Origin of the sequence: Rhizobium sp. NZLR11, assembly GCF_019685115.1 — a bacterium.
In the GTDB taxonomy this organism is placed as follows: domain Bacteria; phylum Pseudomonadota; class Alphaproteobacteria; order Rhizobiales; family Rhizobiaceae; genus Rhizobium.
The window spans coordinates 48545-65833 of sequence record NZ_JABDWD010000010.1; the positions used below are offsets into that span (position 1 = coordinate 48545).

Sequence of the window (17289 nt, forward strand, 5' to 3'; positions counted from 1 at the left end):
TCGGACGACTTGGCAGGATTCGCGGGCGTTAGGCAAGGCGGAAAACGGCAAATCGCGCGGCGGGACGATCATCCGTTCTACTGCCAGCCCATGCCGCTCGCGCACATCGACGGGTCCCGCCCGATCGCATCGGTCAGAAAATCCAGAACCGTCTTGACGCGGAGCGGCATGTTGCGCCTCGAGGGATATACGACCGTGATCGGCAGGCGGCTTGGTTGAAAATCCTCCATCAAGGGGATCAGCCGGCCAGCGGCGATATCCGGGACGGCGATGATATGGGAGAGGACCGCCAGGCCCGCGCCGGCAAGGGCTGCCCTGTGAATGGCGACGGCGCTGCAGGCGGTCAGGCGCGGCGAAATCCGAACCGAAATGTCTTCCGAGCCATTCGAGAACGACCAGGTGGAAGCTCCGCCGGCCCTGTTGTAGCACAGACATTCGTGCTCCCTGATGTCTTTCGGCGCCCGCGGCGCTTCCTTGCGCGCGAGATAGGTGGGTGATGCCACAAGGAAGGCCGTCGTCCAACCTATCCGCCGGCAAACGAGGCTGCTGTCAGCGACCGAGCCCAGCCGCACTTCGAGGTCGAGGCGCTCCTCGATCATATCGGAGCTTTGCTCCCTGAGGAGCAGTTCGACCGAAAGCTTCGGATGGACGGCAAGAAGATCGCCCAACCGTTCGCTGAGATAGAGGCCGAGCGGCGCGGGGACGCTGAGTCTGACCCTCCCCGAAGCCATGGCCCCATCCGATCCGGCCGCATCGCCGAGTTCCTCCACCGCTTCAAGAATCCTCAGCGCCATCGGCAGCATCCGTTCCCCCTCCGCCGTCAGCGACAGGCCGCTCGTCGTGCGATGTAGGAGGCGCGTGTTGAAATGGCCTTCAAGGGCTGCGACCTGCCGTGAAACCGCCGGCTGTGTCACGTCGAGATCATGCGCCGCCGCTGAAAACGAGCCCGTCTCCACGACGCGTTGGAAGGCTCGCAATGCCGAAACGATATCCATCCCTGCCCCCTCATACTTTTGCGCATAGGCCTTATGCAGCCAAACTAAGCGAGAATGGCTTTACAGTCCAGCAATTAAGGATATCTTTTATCCATAAGGATACTAAATATCCTTAATTAGAGGAGAGATGACATGAGCCAGCGATTGAACTACGCCCAGCAGTCCCCCGAGCTTTTCAAGAAATTCATGGAATTCAGCATGGCGCTGAAGAGCAGCGTGATCGACGAGAAGCTTCAGGCCCTGATCGAGATCCGCGCTTCACAGATCAATGGATGCGGCTTTTGCCTTGACATGCATGTGAAGCAGGCAAAGATCCATGGTGAGACCGAGCTCAGGCTCCATCACGTCGCCATCTGGCGGGAATCCAACCTGTTCGTTCCCCGCGAGCGCGCAGCCCTTGCCTGGACCGAAGCGCTGACGAAGCTTCCCGAGGGCGGCATTCCCGACGAGATTTACGAACGGGTTCGCGGCCAGCTTTCCGAAAAGGAAATCTCCGATCTGACCTTTGTCGTCATGGCCATCAATGCTTGGAACCGCGTCAATGTCGGCTTCAAGACGGTCCCCGGCTCGGCCGACAAGGCCTATGGCCTCGACAAATCAGGCTTGAACTAAACCCCACAATTCATTGAGAAGATTCACCTTTGACGCTGTCGCACCCCGGCAGCGAACGGAGATCTGTTATGAAAATCGTTGTCATCGGCGGAACCGGCCTCATCGGTTCAAAGACTGTCGAACGCTTGCACAAGCGCGGGCATGACGTGATTGCCGCCTCGCCGAACTCAGGCGTCAATACGATCACGGGAGAAGGACTGGCGAACGCGCTGTCGGGCGCCGAAGTGGTGCTAGACCTTGCCAATTCGCCATCCTTCGAAGACAAGGCCGTGCTCGAATTCTTCGAGACCTCGGGCCGCAATCTTCTCGCCGCCGAGAAGGTTGCCGGGGTAAAACACCATGTCGCTCTCTCCGTCGTCGGTATCGAGCGACTGCAGGAAAGCGGCTATTTCCGCGGCAAGCTCGCTCAGGAAAGATTGATCAAGGCGTCTGGCATTCCCTACACCATCGTGCATTCGACGCAATTCATGGAATTCCTCGGCGGAATCGCCCAATCGGCAACGGTCGGCCACACAGTTCGCCTGTCGCCGGCCTATGTCCAGCCGATCGCCTCCGACGACGTCGCCGACGTCATGGCGGATGTGGCGCTCTCCGCGCCCGCCAACGCCACAATCGAGATATCAGGTCCGGAACGGGCGCGCCTGAGCGAACTCGTCGCCCGATATCTGAAGGCGATGAAAGACCCGCGTACCGTCGAAGCCGATCCGGAAGCGAAATATTTCGGCGTCCGGCTCAACGACCAGTCGCTCGTTTCCGACGACAGCCGCAGCCTCGGCTCGATCACCTTCGAACAACGGTTCGCAAAATCCGCCCAGCCGAAGTGATTTGCGCCAGGACGCGGCCGCTCAGGCGCGTCCTGCTCATCCAAGCAATATGGAGATTCCAATGATCAAAACCTCAGTCCTCGCCGCCGTCGCCCTCGCCTTTCTGACTGCCACCGGCGCCAGCGCCCACGACAACAGCAAGTCTGCGAAGGTCACCCTCGTCTATGAGCACGAGCTTCCGAACGTGCCGGGCAAGAGTATCAAGGGCGTGCTGGTCGAATATGGGCCGGGCGGCTTCACCGAAGGCCACACCCATCCGGACACGGCCTTCATCTACGCCACCGTGCTCGAAGGAGCGATCCGCAGCCAGGTCAATGACGGCCCCGTCAAGGTCTATCATGCCGGCGAGAGTTTCTCCGAAATGCCGGGCGACCGGCACGGCGTCAGCGCCAACGGCAGCGAAACCAAGCCCGCCCGCCTGCTCGCCGTCTTCGTGGTCGACACCAACCAGAAAGAGCTGACCTATCCCCTCAAGAAGTAAGTGGCCGCCAAACCCGTCCGCGCGGGCCGATGCTTGCGCTGGCGGCCGACATGCTGAATCATACGCCGCCCGCCCCTCCCGGAGACAAAGACAGATGATCTACGACGCGCTCTTCGGCAAGCCTCTGATATCGCTCATAACAGTCGGCTTCGCCGGGATCGTCGTCTGGCACCTGCTTTCCCGCCAACGGCCCACGACGCGGCTGGTGGTGCAGATATTCTTCTTCGCCGCGATGACTTTGATCCTCGTCGGCAGCGGCATCGAACCCCACCGGTTTCAAGGATATGAGTCCGAGGATCCGCAGGCCCTGCTCGTCATCGTCGCGAAAACGCTCTGGTGGATTCATTTGGCATGGGCCGTCATCGGTTTCATCAGGCTGTATCTGGTGCTGGAAGGCAGTCCACGAGAGGCTCGCCTGCTCCAGGATCTCGTCATTGGCGTCGTCTATATCGGCATGGCCCTGTCCGTTCTGGCCTTCGTCTTCGGCGTGCCGATCGGCACCCTCGTTGCGACCTCGGGCGTCGTCGCCATCATTCTCGGCCTTGCGCTGCAGAGCACGCTCGCAGACGTCTTCTCCGGCATCGCGCTGACCCTCGGCCGGCCATACATCATCGGTGACTGGATTCTTTTGAGCGACGGCACAGAGGGACGCGTCGTCGAAAGCAATTGGCGTGCGACGCACATCCTGACCAGCGCAAACAATCTCGTCGTTCTGCCGAACAGTTTTCTGGCCAAGCTCGCCGTGACGAATGTAAGCCGGCCGGACGAAAGCCATCTGCTGATCCTCACCATCCGCATCGCCCCGACACGGATGCCGGCATCGGTCCGCCAAGTGATGTTGTCGGCGCTCGCGAGCTGCAATTCCATCGTGCGCGAGCCGCCGCCGGTCGTGGCGCTGAGGGGGCTGGACGCCACGGCACTGGAGGTCGAGCTACAGTTCCGGGTGACGAGCCCCAGCCAGCGCGCGACGGCGCGAAACGAGGTGCTCGATCTCGTCTACCGTCACTGCAAATCGGCCGGCCTGCTTTTGGCCGTTCCGGCGGCCGCCTCGGTCCTGACGGGCGATCTGCCGACCGAAGAGAGCGCACGGGCGCCCCGCGTAACGCCGCTCGAACTGATCGAGGCCATACCGATCTTTGCGGCGCTGACGACCGATGAAAAGCAGAAACTCGCCGAGACAACCGCCGTGCGTGAGTTCCGCAAGGGCGACGTGATCGTGCGGGAGGGCGAAATGCTGCCGTCCCTGATGATGGTGCGGGCCGGCATTATCGCGGCGCGGCACGGAGATTGGGAACGCGGGCGGCTCGCGCCGGGTGATTTTTTCGGAGAGACCGGACTGCTCGCGGCCATGCGGGAAGTCTGTACCCTGGAGGCTCTTACCGCCGTGACGGTCTATGAAATCGATCAGCAAGCCTTCGCGCCGCTGCTGAATGAGCGTCCGGCGCTGGCGGAAGAAATCGCCGAAGACCTCGCCCTCCGCGCGGAGCGATTCCGCGACGTTGCCGCCCTGCCCGCGGAACCCGCCCACAGCGCGCGCGCTATCCTGAAAACCATCAGGACAATCTTCAGGGGGTAATCAGCCGGCGCGCTTGAGAACCCATTCGAAGGTACTCCGCCAAAGCTCGGCCGGCACTTCCTCGGACAAGGTGCCGACCAGATCGGAAAGCCGGACCCGTCTCAGCGTATCGCGCCAGGCCTCGTCGGCTTCCCACATGATGCGGGCGACTGCGCAGGGCTTGCTGTCGCAATAGCCTGCCGGCCGGCATGGATTGTTCTCGCGGATGTTCGTGCAGGTGAAGATCAGCGCCTTTCCCTCGACCGCCTCGACGATCTCGAGAAAATTGATCTCCGAAGGCCCTCTCGCAAGCCTGTAGCCACCGGTCGGGCCAAGCGTGGTCTCGACCAGCGACGCCTGCGAAAGGCTCTGGAGCGCCTTGGAGAGGTATTCCTTCGGCAGACCATGAAGCTCTGCGAGCGCCTTGGTGGAAAGGTACCTGCCCTCTGGCAGGCCTGCGAGGATGGCGCAACAATGAAGCGCCCACTCGACCTGGCTTTTCAGGATCATTCAGCAACTCGCGTGATGGCTGTTTCAGGAAGTGATTTAAGGATATACGCTATCCGAAAATCGACATGATGTAAACGACCAGTAAAAGCAGCGTGTTCTGTTTGAGCGGTGATATTTAGCTGTCCGTGTCTTCGTTCCCACTTAGCGCCTGGTCATTTTCAATTCCGGCAAGCAGCTTGCGCAGCAGCGTCGCCAGCGCCTCGCGCTCGTTCGCATCAAGTGCTTGCAAAAACGCGGATTCGCCCGCCATGTCGGTGCGGAAAGCCTTTTCGGCGTGTGCGGCGCCAGCCTCGCTCAATGCCACCAGCACGCTGCGCCCGTCACGTTGCGATTTCTCGCGACGGATCAGGCCCGCCTTCTCCAGCCTGTCAAGCCTGTGGGTCAGGCCCCCCGAAGAGATCATCAGCGCCGAATATATGTCGGTCGGGGTCAACCGGTAAGGCGGTCCGGACCGGCGAAGCGTCGCGATCACATCGAACTCGCCGCGGTCGAGGCCGAAATCGGCAAAGGTCGCCTCGATGCTGGGGCGCACTAGGTTCGACAGCCGAAACGTCCGCCCGAGAATCGCCATCGGCTCCGTATCGAGGTCCGGCAACTCTACAGCCCATTGTCGACGCAGCCGGTCGACATGGTCCTCTCCGGAGCGCCCCTTGTCCGGGGAGCGATGGTCGTCCCCTGCAATTCCATTCGTCATCTCTGCCTCTTATCACCACAGGCAAGACATACACCTTCCATCCGGGGCGAGGAAGATATCTTGACAAGAAGACAGTTTTCAGAATATATCTTCTCGAGAAGATACTTTGTTCAGCCGATACGAGCGGGAGGCACGTGATGTTCAGAATTCTTCGCCACCAGGAACCGAGTCCCGATCAGAGCCGGACCATCCGCTTCGAAGGCCGCGATCACGGCGGCGCGGTATCGCTTTTTATCGTCGACAACGAGCCGGGCCAGGGGCCCGACCTGCATGTCCATCCCTATTCCGAGACATGGGCGGTCAGGACGGGCGAAGCCGAGTTCACCGTGGGGGACGCCAAGACCCGCGTCTTTCCCGGCGACATCGTTGTCGTCGACGCCAATATTCCCCATCGTTTCGAGAATGTCGGCACCGACCGGCTCGAAGTCGTCTGCATCCATGCGAGCGACACGATCGTGCAAGAGTTTGTCTGAGGCGAGCCGTCGCCCGAAAAAGGAAGAGGAGGCAATCGCAATGCCCAAGATGATCTTCGTGAACCTGCCAGTGAAAGACTTGGCTGCCGCGACCCGCTTCTACGACGTGATCGGCTGCAGCAAGAACGAACAGTTCAGCGACCACCAGGCATCGAATATGGTCTGGTCCGAGGCCATTGTCTTCCACCTGCTGACGCGCGATTACTTCGCCACCTTCACGCCGAAGCCCGTCGCCGAAGCGCAGAAGGCGAGCGAAATGCTGATCGCCCTGACAATGGACAGCCGCAAAGAGGTGGACGCCATCGTCGAAGCCGCAGCAGGCACAGGCGGCAGAGCCGACCCACGCGCTCCGACGGACATGGGCTGGCTCTACAACCGCGCCTTCGAGGACCCCGACGGTCATATTTTCGAAGCCGTGTGGGTCGATATGGCGGCAGCCTCCGCTTCCGGGCAATAGCGCGGAGGCGCCCGGTACGACCGAGATGTGCGGGCGAGCGGCTCAAGCCGGCCTCGCCTGCCATAAAACTTTCCATGCGTCGGGAACAAAACCGCCTCGTCTCGTGTCTCATCTCAGGCATCGCAAAATTGCATGCCCAATCTCAAGGAGAGACATCATGAAATCCGTGAAATTCCTGTTCGCCGTGGCGGCTGCCGCCCTTGCCGCCACGGCTGCTTTCGCAGCCACTCCAGTCAAGGAAGTCGAATCCGCCAAGGGTAAAGTTCTTGCCGGCAAAGACGGCATGACCCTCTACACCTTCAAAAAGGACGCCAAGGGCGTTTCCAACTGCAACGACGATTGCGCCAAGAACTGGCCGCCGCTGATGGCCGCTGGCGGTGCCAAGGCTGATGGTGCATATTCTATCATCGACCGTAAGGACGGCACGAAGCAATGGGCCAAGGACGGCATGCCGCTTTATTACTGGGTCAAGGACAAGAAGATGGGCGACATCACCGGCGATGGCGTCGGCGGCAACTGGAGCCTTGCCAAACCTTGATTGTAGAGGCCTTGATCGAAGGGGCGGTCATCACAAGAGAGCGGTCGGCGTGAAAACACCCGCACCGGAAAGTTTCGAGGGCCAGATCCTGGCCCTCCTCCCCTCGCTCCGGCGCTATTCGCGTAGCCTGACGCGCTCGGATGCCGATGGCGAGGATCTGCTCCAAGACTGTGTCGAGAAGGTGCTGGCGCGCCGTGGCCAATGGCGCGGCCTCAACCTGCGCGGCTGGGTCCTGACCATTATGACCAATCTCTACCGCAACGGCCGGCGCGGCAAGGCGCGCGACGCTATCGTTGAACTCGACGCCGCAGGGAACATCGCGGCACCCGAAACGCTGGCCGATCCGCTGGAGCGCGCCCGGCTCGACAACGCGCTGAACAGCCTTTCGGAGGAACACCGCGCCGTGCTGATGCTCGTGGTCATCGAGGGATACACGTATAGCGAGGTTGCCGCTGCCCTCGACATCCCCATCGGCACCGTCATGTCCCGGCTGTCGCGCGCCCGCCAGCGCGTCGCCGAGCGGCTGAAAGCCGATAACATCATTACGCTTCGGAGGCCGAAATGAACGAAGCCAACCCGATCGTCACCGAAGCCGATCTCCACGCCTATGCCGACGGCCAGTTGCCGCAAGCGGCGCGCGCCCGGATCGAGGCTTACCTCGCCGACAACCCCGACGAGGCGGCTCTGGTCGCCGAATGGCAGGCGCAGAATAGCAGCATCCGGTCGCTGTTTTCAGGATATGAGCACGCGAAGGACACCGACACTCTGCTCGTCTCGCCCCTGCGCGCCATTTCATCGGGGCGGAAACGCCTGGCGATCGCCGCCGCCGCCCTCGTCGTCTTCGCGCTCGGCGCCGTCGCCGGCCACTACGGCCCGGCTCTGCTGGAAAGGCCGGAGCTGCAGCTTGCCGGCTCCGAAACCCTGCCGAAGCAGGCTGAGACCGCGTTCATGGTCTATGCCGCCGAGGTTCGCCATCCGGTCGAGGTCTTCGCCGACGAGGAGCTTCATCTCGCCACCTGGCTCGGCAAGCGCCTGGCCATCCAGAATCTGAAGATCCCCAATCTGCAGCCGCTCGGCTTCAAACTGGTCGGCGGCCGCCTACTGCCCGTCGATGGCCGACCGGGCGCCATGTTCATGTACGAGAACCAGGCAGGCGAACGCCTGACCGTCATCGTCGGCCGCAACACCGAAAACCGCACGACCAGCTTCCGCTTCGCCTCATCGGGCAATCTCGAGACCTTCTACTGGATCGACGGCGAACTCGGTTATGCCGTCACCGGCGAAATCTCCAGGCAGGCGCTGCGTAATGTTGCCGAGGAATGCTACCGGCAGTTTCCGTCCTAGAGCATGTCTCGCAAAAGTGTGCCGCGGTTTTGCGATAAAGACATGCATAAAAACAAAGACCTAAAGCGTGACAACCGAATCTGAAAGATCGCGACACGCTTTAGAGCAACTCCAGGAAAAGTGCGAAGCGGTTTTCCGGCCGAAATTGCGTAAAAACAAAAGACTAGAGCGGTTCTGCGCTTCCGTTGAACCGCTCTACAGATCAGCGCAGCGGATCGTTGGTAAGTTCGATCGGCTGCCCGTGCGGCGTGGCTTCGGCAGCCCGCTGCCAGCTCTGCTGCAGGTCGAGGATGACGGATGCATCTGCTATGTCGCGGCTGACGAGCAGCTCGGAAAGGGCCGCCACCCAGCAGTCGAAATAATCGCTGCCATCTTCGGCACGGCCGGGCTTATGCAACTCCTTGGACAGAACCTCAGCCCATTCGCCCCAGGCGAATAGCCCCTTCTCATACAGGTGCACGGTCATAGCGAAAGCTTCCGCCGCCCAAGGCTCGGGAAAAACCGGATCCCCCTCCGGCGACCTCGGCAAACCTGGCGATTGCGCCAGCTGAGACGGCATCTCACAAACGCTCAAGATAGCTCTCCCACGCATCGATGGAGACCGTCAGTGATGGATCCGCCCCCTCGCCCCAGATCTCGCCGCCGTCTAAGACGACGGTGTAGAGCCATTGCGGATTTTCGCCTCGGCCGTGCGCGCTGTCGTCGGGGAAGACGAAAGCCCCTTGCACCGCCTCGACGACGCCCATCTTGGCGCGCGCGTAACGCGGCAGCCGCGTATGCGTGGCCGGATTGAAATTCTTCGTCCTCACCGTCTCGCCGACCGCGAAGAGCGGCGTCGTCCCGATCGGACGATCGCAAGGTCCGCCTTTGGCCAGAGTAGCGGGCACCATCTCCGCTTTCAGCACCCGCTTCGGCGCCGCACCGCCCTGCTGGGCATGGCCTGACTGCAATTCCGCGCGCGTCGCAAAGCCGTGCCGTTCGAGCAGCACCTCGACGCCGCGGATCCAGATCTCGTAATAGCTGGCGGCGAGGTAGTCGGCCGGCGGAATATTCTCGCGCACATGCCGGCTTTCATCGATCGTCCATGCGCCGAAAGCCCCGCAGGAAAGCGTGACGCCGAGCGCCCGCTTTTCCCATTCGGCGTGGAAACAGGGTTCGTCCTTTTCCGGCGCGACAGGACCAAAACCCATCTGACCACCGAGATCGTGCGGTCCGTTCATGCGAGAGCCTCCGGGCTTCGGGCGACGGCCGTGCCGATCATTGCATCGCGGCTGACGAGTCCGGCAAGTGCTGCCTCGTCTATTCCGTCCGTGCCGTCCGGCCGTTCGGGAATGACGAGATAACGCAGCTCCGCCGTCGAATCCCAGACGCGGATCTTCTTGTCCTTCGGCAGCGTCAGCCCGAATTCGGCAAGCACGCCGCGCGGATCGATCACCGCGCGCGAGCGATAGGCCGGCGCCTTGTACCAGACCGGCGGCAGGCCGAGCACCGACCAGGGATAACAGGAGCAGAGCGTGCAGACGATGAGATTATGGGTCTCGGCCGTATTGAAGACGGCGCGCATATGCTCGCCCTGCCGGCCGGTATAGCCGAGGCTGGCAATCGCCGCCGTCGCATCGCGCTTCAGCCAGTCGGCGAAATCGGCATCGCTCCAGGCCTTGGCAACGACATGCGCGCCGTTCCTCGGCCCTACCTTGGTCTCGTAGGTCTCGACAATCGCATCGATCGCTGCGGGGTCGATCAGACCCTTCTCCGTCAGCAGCGTTTCCAGCGCTTTGACGCGGGCCTGCATGTCGGAATAGTGGTTGTCGTGGTCATGGTCGTCGTGGTCATGACCTGCATGATCGTCGCTGTGCCGCATAACGCTCTCCCGAATAGGCGGCTGGATCTTAGGCGCTGGTCGGATGGCCGCCAAGTGCGTTTCTCGTAAAGATGCCGCCAGGCGAATAGGGATTGGTTAAGCAAACCATCCTTCACCCCGCCGATATAACCAAACATTAATGGCTTCATCTTCAGATTGCACCGCATGAAAACTCCGACATTCGGCCGAAGAACCAATCCGCCCGCCTCTTCCTCCTCCTCTCAGGCAGAGGAAATAAAGATCCGTGCGCAAAGCGCTGTGCAGGACGATCCGCGCCCGAACGAGGCCGGCAATCCTTTGCAAGGCCCGAGGCTAGTGGCCCGCGCCCTCCTCGACCGGATCCGTCAGGAAATCGCCGAAGACGGCCGTTTTCGGATGATCGATCTATTGGCGGCGCTCGGATCAATCGGCGGATTCTCTTGTGTTCTTGCCGCACTCAATGTGGCTGAAGCAGGGCAATGTCGCGACGGCGCCGATCTAGTCACCATGGAAACAAGGGATGGATCTCGCTACTACGCTGGCAATCTGCCGAATGCTTTCCTGCTGGAAAGCCATGATTCTCTGCTGGCGCTGACCTATGGCGCCGCCGGAAACCAGGGCGCGGTTCTGTCGCAAGAGACGGTCCTCGATACGTTTCGCCATGTCGCGGCCACCATCGGCGATCCGCAGTTCGGCAGGCCACGGTTGGCGGAAGATGATCAGCCCGGCGCCCTGCCCATCAGCTATGTCAGGCGCCTCTGGCCGATTGCCCGGCAGGTTCTGGATATGAACCATGTCCCGGTCCGGCGGCGGCCGCTGGCGATCGGCATGGCAATCGAGCTTGCTTTCGCGATCGACGAGCAGCCGATAGACCCGCTACTGGCAGCACAAATCGTGACCGAATGCGCCGTTCCCATGGCAAAAATCGATCCGCGTAAAATTGCTTGAGGTATCGGTAACCTCCTCCTTATGAATATTCTCATTCTCGGTGCTACAGGCTTTATCGGTTCGGCGGTCGCGGCAAGATTGCTAGAGGATGGCCATGTCATCACCGGGCTTGGCCGGAATCCCGGCCGGGCGCGCCTCCGCCAGCCCAGCATCCGTTGGATCAGCGCAAATCTGGCTAGGATGACCGACGCGGCCGACTGGGCGACGGTACTTGAAGGCCAGCAGATTGTCGTCAACGGCGCTGGCGCTTTGCAGGACGGCCTGTCTGACGACCTTGCCGCCACACAGGAACGGGCGATGATCGCGCTGCAGGGAGCAGCACGCACGGCCGGCGTGAAGTTGATCGTCCAGATATCGGCGCGCACTGACGGCGCCGGTCGTGATCGGCCCTTTCTAGCGACCAAGCGTGCCGCCGACCTGGCGCTTGCGGCAAGCGGCATTCCCTACGTGATCCTGCGCCCAGCGCTAGTGCTCGGCCGAAACGCCCACGGTGGCACAGCGCTGCTGCGTTCCCTCGCTACCATCCCCCTCGTCCTGCCGCTCATCCACGCCGACAGCCCGGTCGAAACCGTCGCCGTCGAAGATGTCGCCGCCGCAGTCTCAGCCGCAATCTGCGGTGCGCTCCCCTCCGGCAGCGATATCGAACTGGCGGCCGAAGAACGGCAAACGCTCGCAAGCCTCGTCAAACTCCACCGCGCCTGGCTCGGCCTGCCGCATGCACCCGTCATTTCCATTCCGCCCATTCTTGCAAGGCCGGTCACATGGCTTGCGGATATGGCCGGTCATCTCGGCTGGCGCTCGCCGCTGCGCTCTACCGCCATGACCGTCATGTCCGAAGGTATCAGCATGGATCGCGCGCCACCGTCAGGCCTGGCGACTCTCTCGGCGGCCGCAACCCTTTCGGGCAATCCCTCCGGCGTGCAGGATCTCTGGTTTGCCCGGCTCTATCTCCTGAAGCCGCTTGTCATCTCGGGCCTCTCCGCCTTCTGGCTGCTCTCCGGCCTGATCCCGTTGCTTGCGATCGAGAAAACATCCACCCATTTCCTGCCGTTTATGCCGGAGGCAGCCGCAACGATGCTGACACTGGCCACCTGCCTGATCGACATCGCGCTCGGCGCCGCCGTCCTTTTCCGTCCGCTGGCCAAACGCGCTCTTCTCGGCATGCTGGCCGTGTCGCTCGCCTATCTCATTGGCGCAAGCCTCATAGAACCGGCACTCTGGCTCGATCCGCTCGGCCCGCTCGTCAAGGTGCTGCCGTCGATCCTGCTGACGCTGACAGCCCTCGCCACCCTGGATGAACGCTGATGCTTGAGCAATGGTTGCTCTTTGCCCATGTCATCGGCGCGACCGTGCTCTTCGGCACCGGCGCCGGCATCGCCTTCTTCATGATGATGGCGCACCGGACACGTGATCCCCGGCTGATTGCCCATGTCGCCGCCACCGTCGTCGTCGCAGACACCGTCTTTACCGCCACCGCAGCCATTCTCCAGCCGGCCACCGGCGCTCTGCTGGCCCGATCGATCGGCTGGGAGCTGTCGGAGGGATGGATCGCGCTTTCGCTGCTGCTTTACGTCGTCACCGGCCTGTTCTGGCTGCCGGTTGTCCGGATCCAGATCCGGCTGCGCGATCTCGCCCGCATGGCCGCGGCGTCTGGAAGCGCCTTGCCGCCGGCTTATTTTCGCCTCTACCGCATCTGGTTCGCCTGCGGTTTTCCGGCCTTCTCAGCCGTCGTCGGCATTCTCTGGCTGATGCTGATGAAGCCGGCAATCGCTCTATTTTAGCATCGGCCAGAGGCTCGCCACCAATAGCACCGCCATGCTGATATTGAACCATCTCAGCCGCACCGGATCGGAAAGCCATTCCCGCAACGCCGAACCAAAGCCCGCCCATGTCGATACGCTTGGCACGTTGACGGCTGCGAAAGCCAGGCCGACGAGAAGCACGCTGCCCAAGTAAAGCTCCTGATTGGTATAGGTCGCCATCGCGGTGACCGCCATTACCCAGGCTTTCGGATTGACCCACTGGAAGGCGGCAGCCGAAAAGAAGGACATCGGCTCGACGCCGCTCCTGCCTTCGACGAGCGACCGCGAAGAGGCGATCTTCCAGGCGATCCAGACGAGATAGGCACCGCCGGCAAATTTCAGCGCCATATAGACGACCGGCACCGTATGCAGAACCGCACCGAGCCCGAGGCCGACGCCGATGAGCAGCGAGAAGAAGCCGACACCGATGCCGAACATATGCGGGATCGTCCTGCGGAAGCCGAAATTCACGCCCGATGCAAAAAGCATCATATTGTTCGGCCCCGGCGTGATCGACGTCGTAAAGGCGAAGAGAATGAGGGCGAGAAATGTATCCAGCGGCATGCGACCTCCCGAACCGACCTTCTCGGCCGAGTTCATTTTAGGTCAGCATAACTGTCCTAAACAGCTGACACCATTCCATCATTGTCACGGTGACAGGATTGCTTGAAAGATGGCGATACGGCCCAATCTCTTCGCGAACGGAAGAAAACCCATGCAGGACGACCCGATCCCATCCATTACATTCCCGAACGGCGTGCAAGTGCCGGCACTCGGCCAGGGAAGCTGGGCCATGGGCGACGATGCCGGCCACGCTAGGGCGGAGATCGAAAGTCTCAAGGTCGGTATCGATCTCGGCATGACGCTGATCGACACCGCCGAAATGTACGGAGACGGCGGTGCCGAAGAGATCGTCGGCCAAGCGATCAGCGGACGGCGCGACGAGGTCTTCATCGTCAGCAAGGTCTATCCCTGGAACGCCAGCCTGAAGGGCACGGTCGATGCCTGCGAGCGCAGTCTCGAACGGCTTCGCACCGACCGCATCGATCTCTATCTCCTGCACTGGCGCGGCAGCCATCCGCTGGCCGAGACCGTCGCGGCCTTCGAAATGCTGAAGGCATCCGGCAAGATCGGCGCCTGGGGCGTCTCCAACTTCGACACCGGCGACATGGAGGAACTTCTCGGAGTGCCCGACGGCGCCAATGTCGCCGCCAACCAGGTGCTCTACAATCTCTCCCGCCGCGGCATCGAATTCGACCTCTTGCCCTGGTGCCAGAGCCGTAAGATTCCCGTCATGGCCTATTCGCCGATCGAGCAGGGACATATCCTGCATCATCCCGAGCTGATCCGCATCGCCAAGGCCTATCAGGCAACGCCCGCCCAGCTGGCGCTGGCCTTCCTGCTCGAACGCGACGGCGTCATCGTCATCCCGAAGACATCGAATGCTGAACGCGCGGCGGAAAACCGCGACTGCGTCTCGCTCGATATCACTGCCGAGGACTGGCAGGCGCTCGACGCCGCCTTCCCGCCGCCCACCAAGAAAAAACCGCTGGAGATGCTCTGATCTTCAGCGGCTTCCAATTATTACAGCAGCGAGCTTACATGCCCTGCGCGCCGCGATTCATTGCGGCGATGCCGGTGCGGCAGACCTCGATGAGGCCGAGCGGCTTCATGATCGCCACGAACTGATCGATCTTCGATGACTTGCCGGTTATCTCAAGAATAAAGTGACCGACCGTCGCATCCACCACCTTGGCATGGAAGGCATCGGCCAGGCGCAGCGTCTCGGCGCGCATGTCGCCCTCGCCGATCACCTTGACCAGCGCCACTTCGCGCTCGATCGGCCGGTCCTGGCCGAGTTCGCGGGCACGCACCGTCAGGTCGACGACGCGGTGTACCGGTACGATGCGCTCGAGCTGCGCCTTGATCTGCTCCAGCACATGCGGTGTGCCGCGTGTGACGATGGTGATCCGGGAAAGATGCGCCTGATGTTCGGTCTCGGAGACCGTCAGGCTTTCGATATTGTAGCCCCGGCCGGAAAACAGGCCGATGACCCGGGCAAGAACGCCCGGCTCATTGTCGACGAGAATGGAAAGCGTGTGGCTTTCGATCGCCGCCGTTTCCGGCGAAATGAAATAGGCGGAGCCCGTGGGCTGAAGGTGTGCGTTCATGGTCTTGAGTTTCCTCTTCCCTGCCGCATAACCCCGAAAATCGGAAACGATTTTCGGAAAGGATTATGCGCAAATTAAAAATGTCAGACGAGCGCGCGGCCCTTGGCATCGATTGCATTGGCGACCGCTTCGTCCGTGGCCTCATCCGGCAGCAGCATTTCGTTGTGGGCCTTGCCCGAGGGGATCATCGGGAAACAATTGGCGAGATTGGCAACGCGGCAATCGAAAATGACCGGCTTTCTGACCTCGATCATCTCCAGAATGGTGTCGTCGAGATGCTCCGGCTTTTCGCAACGCAGACCGACAGCACCATAGGCTTCCGCCAGCTTGACGAAATCAGGCATCGCCTCGGTATAGGAGTTCGACAGCCGGTTGCCGTGCAGCAGCTGCTGCCACTGGCGCACCATGCCCATATACTGGTTGTTCATGATAAAGATCTTGATCGGCGCATCGTGCTGGATCGCAGCCGACATTTCCTGGATGCACATCTGGATCGAGGCATCGCCGGCAATGTCGATGACGAGGCTGTCGGGATGGGCGATCTGTACGCCGAGCGCTGCCGGCAGGCCATATCCCATCGTGCCGAGGCCGCCGGAGGTCATCCAGCGGTTCGGCTGCTCGAAGCCGAAGAACTGCGCCGCCCACATCTGGTGCTGGCCAACCTCGGTCGTGATGTAGGTGTCGCGGTCCTTGGTATGCGCGTAGAGCCGCTCCAGCGCATATTGCGGCATGATGACATCGCTGCTCCTTGTATAGGCAAAGGAGTTGCGCGCCCGCCAGCGAGCGATATCGGTCCACCAGTCCTCAAGGCGGCCCTTTTCCGGCTTCTTCGGCAGCGCCCTCCACAGGCGGACCATGTCTTCGAGGATATGGCCGACATCGCCGCGGATGCCGATATCGACACGGACGTTCTTGTTGATCGAAGATGGATCGATATCGATATGGATCTTCTTCGAATTCGGCGAAAAGGCATTGAGACGGCCGGTGATACGGTCGTCGAAACGGGCGCCGATGCAGACCATGACATCGCAGTCGTGCATCGCCATGTTGGCCTCATAGGAGCCATGCATGCCGAGCATCTTCAACCAGTTCTTGCCCGAAGCGGGATAGGCGCCGAGGCCCATCAGCGTCGAGGTGATCGGGAAATCGGTGAGTTCGACCAGCTCGCGCAGCAGCTTGGAAGCCTCAGGCCCGGAATTGACGACGCCACCGCCGGAATAGATGACCGGACGGCGCGCATTCGCCATCAGCTCGATCGCCGCATGGATCTGGTTGAGGTCGCCCTGGATCTTCGGCTGGTAGCTCTTCTGGATCGCGTAATCGGCGGGCGGCGTGTAGGTGCCGGTCGCAAACTGCACGTCTTTCGGAATATCGACGACGACAGGACCCGGACGACCGGACTGGGCGATGCGGAAGGCTTCGTGGATGACTGCGGCGAGCTGGTTGACGTCCTTGACCAGCCAATTGTGCTTGGTGCAGGGCCGGGTGATGCCGACCGTATCGCATTCCTGGAAGGCGTCGGAGCCGATCAGCGGCGTCGGGACCTGACCGGTCAGGCAGACGAGCGGGATCGAATCCATCAGCGCGTCCTGCAGCGGCGTGACCGCATTGGTAGCGCCCGGGCCCGAGGTCACCAGCATGACGCCGACCTTGCCGGTGGAGCGCGCGTACCCTTCGGCCGCATGACCTGCCCCCTGCTCATGGCGGACGAGGATGTGCTTGACGTCTTCCTGCTGGAAGATCTCGTCGTAGATCGGCAGGACCGCGCCGCCCGGATAGCCGAAGATATGTTCGACGCCGTTGTCCTTCAGCGCCTTGAGAACGATCTCCGCTCCCGTCATCCGATTGCCTGCCGCCTGATTGTCCGTGCTCATCTGTCTGTTCCGTTTGATGCTGGGATTGCGTTTGTGGCCGGAAGCCCGAATTTCGGGCATAAAAAAAGGCCCCGGAGGAGCCTGTCATCTAGCGCATGGGTGGCTACCGCCGGATGGTTACACCATCCTGCCCATGCGCTTTCCCACCACGATAAGAGCCGTTGCGATTTT

At 61.6% G+C, this 17289-nt stretch carries 22 protein-coding genes; 13 read left to right on the top strand and 9 right to left on the bottom strand.

Features of this window, described 5'->3' with window-relative positions:
• Positions 1–77 precede the first annotated feature (77 nt).
• Entirely contained in the window at positions 78–995 is a 918-nt protein-coding gene (locus tag HJB83_RS18420; protein WP_221132054.1) for a LysR family transcriptional regulator, read from the bottom strand.
• A gap of 132 nt (positions 996–1127) precedes the next feature.
• On the opposite strand from HJB83_RS18420, the gene HJB83_RS18425 reads away from it, so the two are divergent.
• From HJB83_RS18425 to HJB83_RS18440, 4 genes are all read left to right on the top strand, one after another.
• Positions 1128–1607, top strand: coding sequence for a carboxymuconolactone decarboxylase family protein (locus tag HJB83_RS18425; protein ID WP_221115751.1), 480 nt, complete (start codon positions 1128–1130; stop codon positions 1605–1607).
• Positions 1608–1675: 68 nt separating this feature from the next.
• Positions 1676–2431, top strand: coding sequence for an SDR family oxidoreductase (locus HJB83_RS18430; RefSeq protein ID WP_221132055.1), 756 nt, complete (start codon positions 1676–1678; stop codon positions 2429–2431).
• A 61-nt stretch (positions 2432–2492) separates the two neighbouring features.
• On the top strand, positions 2493–2912 hold the full coding sequence (locus HJB83_RS18435; protein ID WP_221132056.1) for a cupin domain-containing protein: 420 nt from the start codon (positions 2493–2495) through the stop codon (positions 2910–2912).
• 94 nt (positions 2913–3006) lie between these two features.
• A complete protein-coding gene (locus HJB83_RS18440) occupies positions 3007–4488 on the top strand; it encodes a mechanosensitive ion channel family protein (RefSeq protein WP_221132057.1) in 1482 nt (493 codons plus the stop codon).
• On the opposite strand, the gene HJB83_RS18445 is transcribed toward HJB83_RS18440, so the two are convergent.
• The gene (locus HJB83_RS18445; RefSeq protein WP_221132058.1) at positions 4489–4977 is read right to left on the bottom strand and encodes an Rrf2 family transcriptional regulator; all 489 of its coding nucleotides are present in this window, start codon (positions 4975–4977) and stop codon (positions 4489–4491) included.
• Between the two features lie 115 nt (positions 4978–5092).
• A complete protein-coding gene (locus HJB83_RS18450; protein ID WP_221132059.1) occupies positions 5093–5671 on the bottom strand; it encodes a MarR family winged helix-turn-helix transcriptional regulator in 579 nt (192 codons plus the stop codon).
• Between the two features lie 137 nt (positions 5672–5808).
• On the opposite strand from HJB83_RS18450, the gene HJB83_RS18455 reads away from it, so the two are divergent.
• The 5 genes from HJB83_RS18455 to HJB83_RS18475 all read left to right on the top strand — a co-directional run bounded on the left by HJB83_RS18455 (position 5809) and on the right by HJB83_RS18475 (position 8483).
• Entirely contained in the window at positions 5809–6144 is a 336-nt protein-coding gene (locus tag HJB83_RS18455) for a cupin domain-containing protein (protein WP_221132060.1), read from the top strand.
• A 40-nt stretch (positions 6145–6184) separates the two neighbouring features.
• Positions 6185–6601, top strand: coding sequence for a VOC family protein (locus tag HJB83_RS18460; RefSeq protein WP_221132061.1), 417 nt, complete (start codon positions 6185–6187; stop codon positions 6599–6601).
• A gap of 157 nt (positions 6602–6758) precedes the next feature.
• On the top strand, positions 6759–7139 hold the full coding sequence (locus HJB83_RS18465) for a hypothetical protein (RefSeq protein WP_207581064.1): 381 nt from the start codon (positions 6759–6761) through the stop codon (positions 7137–7139).
• 49 nt (positions 7140–7188) lie between these two features.
• Positions 7189–7704, top strand: a complete 516-nt coding sequence (locus HJB83_RS18470; RefSeq protein ID WP_221132062.1) for an RNA polymerase sigma factor — start codon at positions 7189–7191, stop codon at positions 7702–7704.
• Positions 7701–8483, top strand: coding sequence for an anti-sigma factor (locus HJB83_RS18475; protein WP_221132063.1), 783 nt, complete (start codon positions 7701–7703; stop codon positions 8481–8483). Before HJB83_RS18470 ends, HJB83_RS18475 begins: the two co-directional genes overlap by 4 nt.
• 202 nt (positions 8484–8685) lie before the next feature.
• Here the strand turns inward: HJB83_RS18475 and HJB83_RS18480 are convergent, their stop codons facing one another.
• The 3 genes from HJB83_RS18480 to nthA are packed head-to-tail and all read right to left on the bottom strand — an operon-like array spanning position 8686 to position 10344.
• On the bottom strand, positions 8686–9057 hold the full coding sequence (locus HJB83_RS18480; RefSeq protein ID WP_221132064.1) for a nitrile hydratase accessory protein: 372 nt from the start codon (positions 9055–9057) through the stop codon (positions 8686–8688).
• A complete protein-coding gene (gene nthB / locus HJB83_RS18485; RefSeq protein WP_221132065.1) occupies positions 9044–9703 on the bottom strand; it encodes a nitrile hydratase subunit beta in 660 nt (219 codons plus the stop codon). The genes HJB83_RS18480 and nthB overlap by 14 nt, the downstream gene beginning before the upstream one ends.
• Positions 9700–10344 carry a nitrile hydratase subunit alpha gene (gene nthA, locus HJB83_RS18490; protein WP_221159574.1) on the bottom strand — a complete coding sequence of 215 codons (645 nt, stop codon included), beginning with the start codon at positions 10342–10344 and terminating at the stop codon, positions 9700–9702. The genes nthB and nthA overlap by 4 nt, the downstream gene beginning before the upstream one ends.
• 387 nt (positions 10345–10731) lie before the next feature.
• On the opposite strand from nthA, the gene HJB83_RS18495 reads away from it, so the two are divergent.
• From HJB83_RS18495 to HJB83_RS18505, 3 genes are read left to right on the top strand one after another with little or no spacing between them, the layout of a single operon-like run.
• Positions 10732–11271: a hypothetical protein gene (locus tag HJB83_RS18495; protein ID WP_259671354.1), complete on the top strand. Its 540-nt coding sequence runs from the start codon at positions 10732–10734 to the stop codon at positions 11269–11271.
• A gap of 21 nt (positions 11272–11292) precedes the next feature.
• On the top strand, positions 11293–12576 hold the full coding sequence (locus tag HJB83_RS18500) for an SDR family oxidoreductase (protein WP_221132067.1): 1284 nt from the start codon (positions 11293–11295) through the stop codon (positions 12574–12576).
• Positions 12576–13052: a DUF2269 domain-containing protein gene (locus tag HJB83_RS18505; protein WP_221132068.1), complete on the top strand. Its 477-nt coding sequence runs from the start codon at positions 12576–12578 to the stop codon at positions 13050–13052. The genes HJB83_RS18500 and HJB83_RS18505 overlap by 1 nt, the downstream gene beginning before the upstream one ends.
• Here the strand turns inward: HJB83_RS18505 and HJB83_RS18510 are convergent.
• Positions 13044–13637 (bottom strand): LysE family translocator, encoded by a 594-nt coding sequence (locus HJB83_RS18510; RefSeq protein WP_221115761.1) that lies wholly within the window; start codon positions 13635–13637, stop codon positions 13044–13046. The two genes, HJB83_RS18505 and HJB83_RS18510, sit on opposite strands and share 9 nt — an antisense overlap.
• A gap of 151 nt (positions 13638–13788) precedes the next feature.
• Here HJB83_RS18510 and HJB83_RS18515 point away from each other — a divergent pair, with 151 nt between their 5' ends.
• Complete coding sequence (locus HJB83_RS18515; RefSeq protein ID WP_221115762.1) at positions 13789–14637, top strand: aldo/keto reductase; 849 nt, start codon at positions 13789–13791, stop codon at positions 14635–14637.
• A 34-nt stretch (positions 14638–14671) separates the two neighbouring features.
• On the opposite strand, the gene ilvN is transcribed toward HJB83_RS18515, so the two are convergent.
• Positions 14672–15244, bottom strand: a complete 573-nt coding sequence (gene ilvN, locus HJB83_RS18520; protein ID WP_207581073.1) for an acetolactate synthase small subunit — start codon at positions 15242–15244, stop codon at positions 14672–14674.
• 83 nt (positions 15245–15327) lie between these two features.
• Entirely contained in the window at positions 15328–17118 is a 1791-nt protein-coding gene (locus HJB83_RS18525) for an acetolactate synthase 3 large subunit (protein WP_207581074.1), read from the bottom strand.
• Between the last annotated feature and the right edge of the window lie 171 nt (positions 17119–17289).

What these genes read in the sequence shown, in the direction of transcription:
- HJB83_RS18455 (WP_221132060.1), top strand. Translation starts at nt 5,809, where the DNA reads ATGTTCAGAATTCTTCGCCACCAGGAACCGAGTCCCGATCAGAGCCGG.
- HJB83_RS18500 (WP_221132067.1), top strand. Translation starts at nt 11,293, where the DNA reads ATGAATATTCTCATTCTCGGTGCTACAGGCTTTATCGGTTCGGCGGTC.
- nthA (WP_221159574.1), bottom strand. Translation starts at nt 10,344, where the DNA reads ATGCGGCACAGCGACGATCATGCAGGTCATGACCACGACGACCATGAC.
- HJB83_RS18425 (WP_221115751.1), top strand. Translation starts at nt 1,128, where the DNA reads ATGAGCCAGCGATTGAACTACGCCCAGCAGTCCCCCGAGCTTTTCAAG.
- HJB83_RS18525 (WP_207581074.1), bottom strand. Translation starts at nt 17,118, where the DNA reads ATGAGCACGGACAATCAGGCGGCAGGCAATCGGATGACGGGAGCGGAG.
- nthB (WP_221132065.1), bottom strand. Translation starts at nt 9,703, where the DNA reads ATGAACGGACCGCACGATCTCGGTGGTCAGATGGGTTTTGGTCCTGTC.
- HJB83_RS18515 (WP_221115762.1), top strand. Translation starts at nt 13,789, where the DNA reads ATGCAGGACGACCCGATCCCATCCATTACATTCCCGAACGGCGTGCAA.
- HJB83_RS18460 (WP_221132061.1), top strand. Translation starts at nt 6,185, where the DNA reads ATGCCCAAGATGATCTTCGTGAACCTGCCAGTGAAAGACTTGGCTGCC.
- ilvN (WP_207581073.1), bottom strand. Translation starts at nt 15,244, where the DNA reads ATGAACGCACACCTTCAGCCCACGGGCTCCGCCTATTTCATTTCGCCG.
- HJB83_RS18440 (WP_221132057.1), top strand. Translation starts at nt 3,007, where the DNA reads ATGATCTACGACGCGCTCTTCGGCAAGCCTCTGATATCGCTCATAACA.
- HJB83_RS18445 (WP_221132058.1), bottom strand. Translation starts at nt 4,977, where the DNA reads ATGATCCTGAAAAGCCAGGTCGAGTGGGCGCTTCATTGTTGCGCCATC.
- HJB83_RS18475 (WP_221132063.1), top strand. Translation starts at nt 7,701, where the DNA reads ATGAACGAAGCCAACCCGATCGTCACCGAAGCCGATCTCCACGCCTAT.
- HJB83_RS18435 (WP_221132056.1), top strand. Translation starts at nt 2,493, where the DNA reads ATGATCAAAACCTCAGTCCTCGCCGCCGTCGCCCTCGCCTTTCTGACT.
- HJB83_RS18420 (WP_221132054.1), bottom strand. Translation starts at nt 995, where the DNA reads ATGGATATCGTTTCGGCATTGCGAGCCTTCCAACGCGTCGTGGAGACG.
- HJB83_RS18510 (WP_221115761.1), bottom strand. Translation starts at nt 13,637, where the DNA reads ATGCCGCTGGATACATTTCTCGCCCTCATTCTCTTCGCCTTTACGACG.
- HJB83_RS18450 (WP_221132059.1), bottom strand. Translation starts at nt 5,671, where the DNA reads ATGACGAATGGAATTGCAGGGGACGACCATCGCTCCCCGGACAAGGGG.
- HJB83_RS18465 (WP_207581064.1), top strand. Translation starts at nt 6,759, where the DNA reads ATGAAATCCGTGAAATTCCTGTTCGCCGTGGCGGCTGCCGCCCTTGCC.
- HJB83_RS18430 (WP_221132055.1), top strand. Translation starts at nt 1,676, where the DNA reads ATGAAAATCGTTGTCATCGGCGGAACCGGCCTCATCGGTTCAAAGACT.
- HJB83_RS18505 (WP_221132068.1), top strand. Translation starts at nt 12,576, where the DNA reads ATGCTTGAGCAATGGTTGCTCTTTGCCCATGTCATCGGCGCGACCGTG.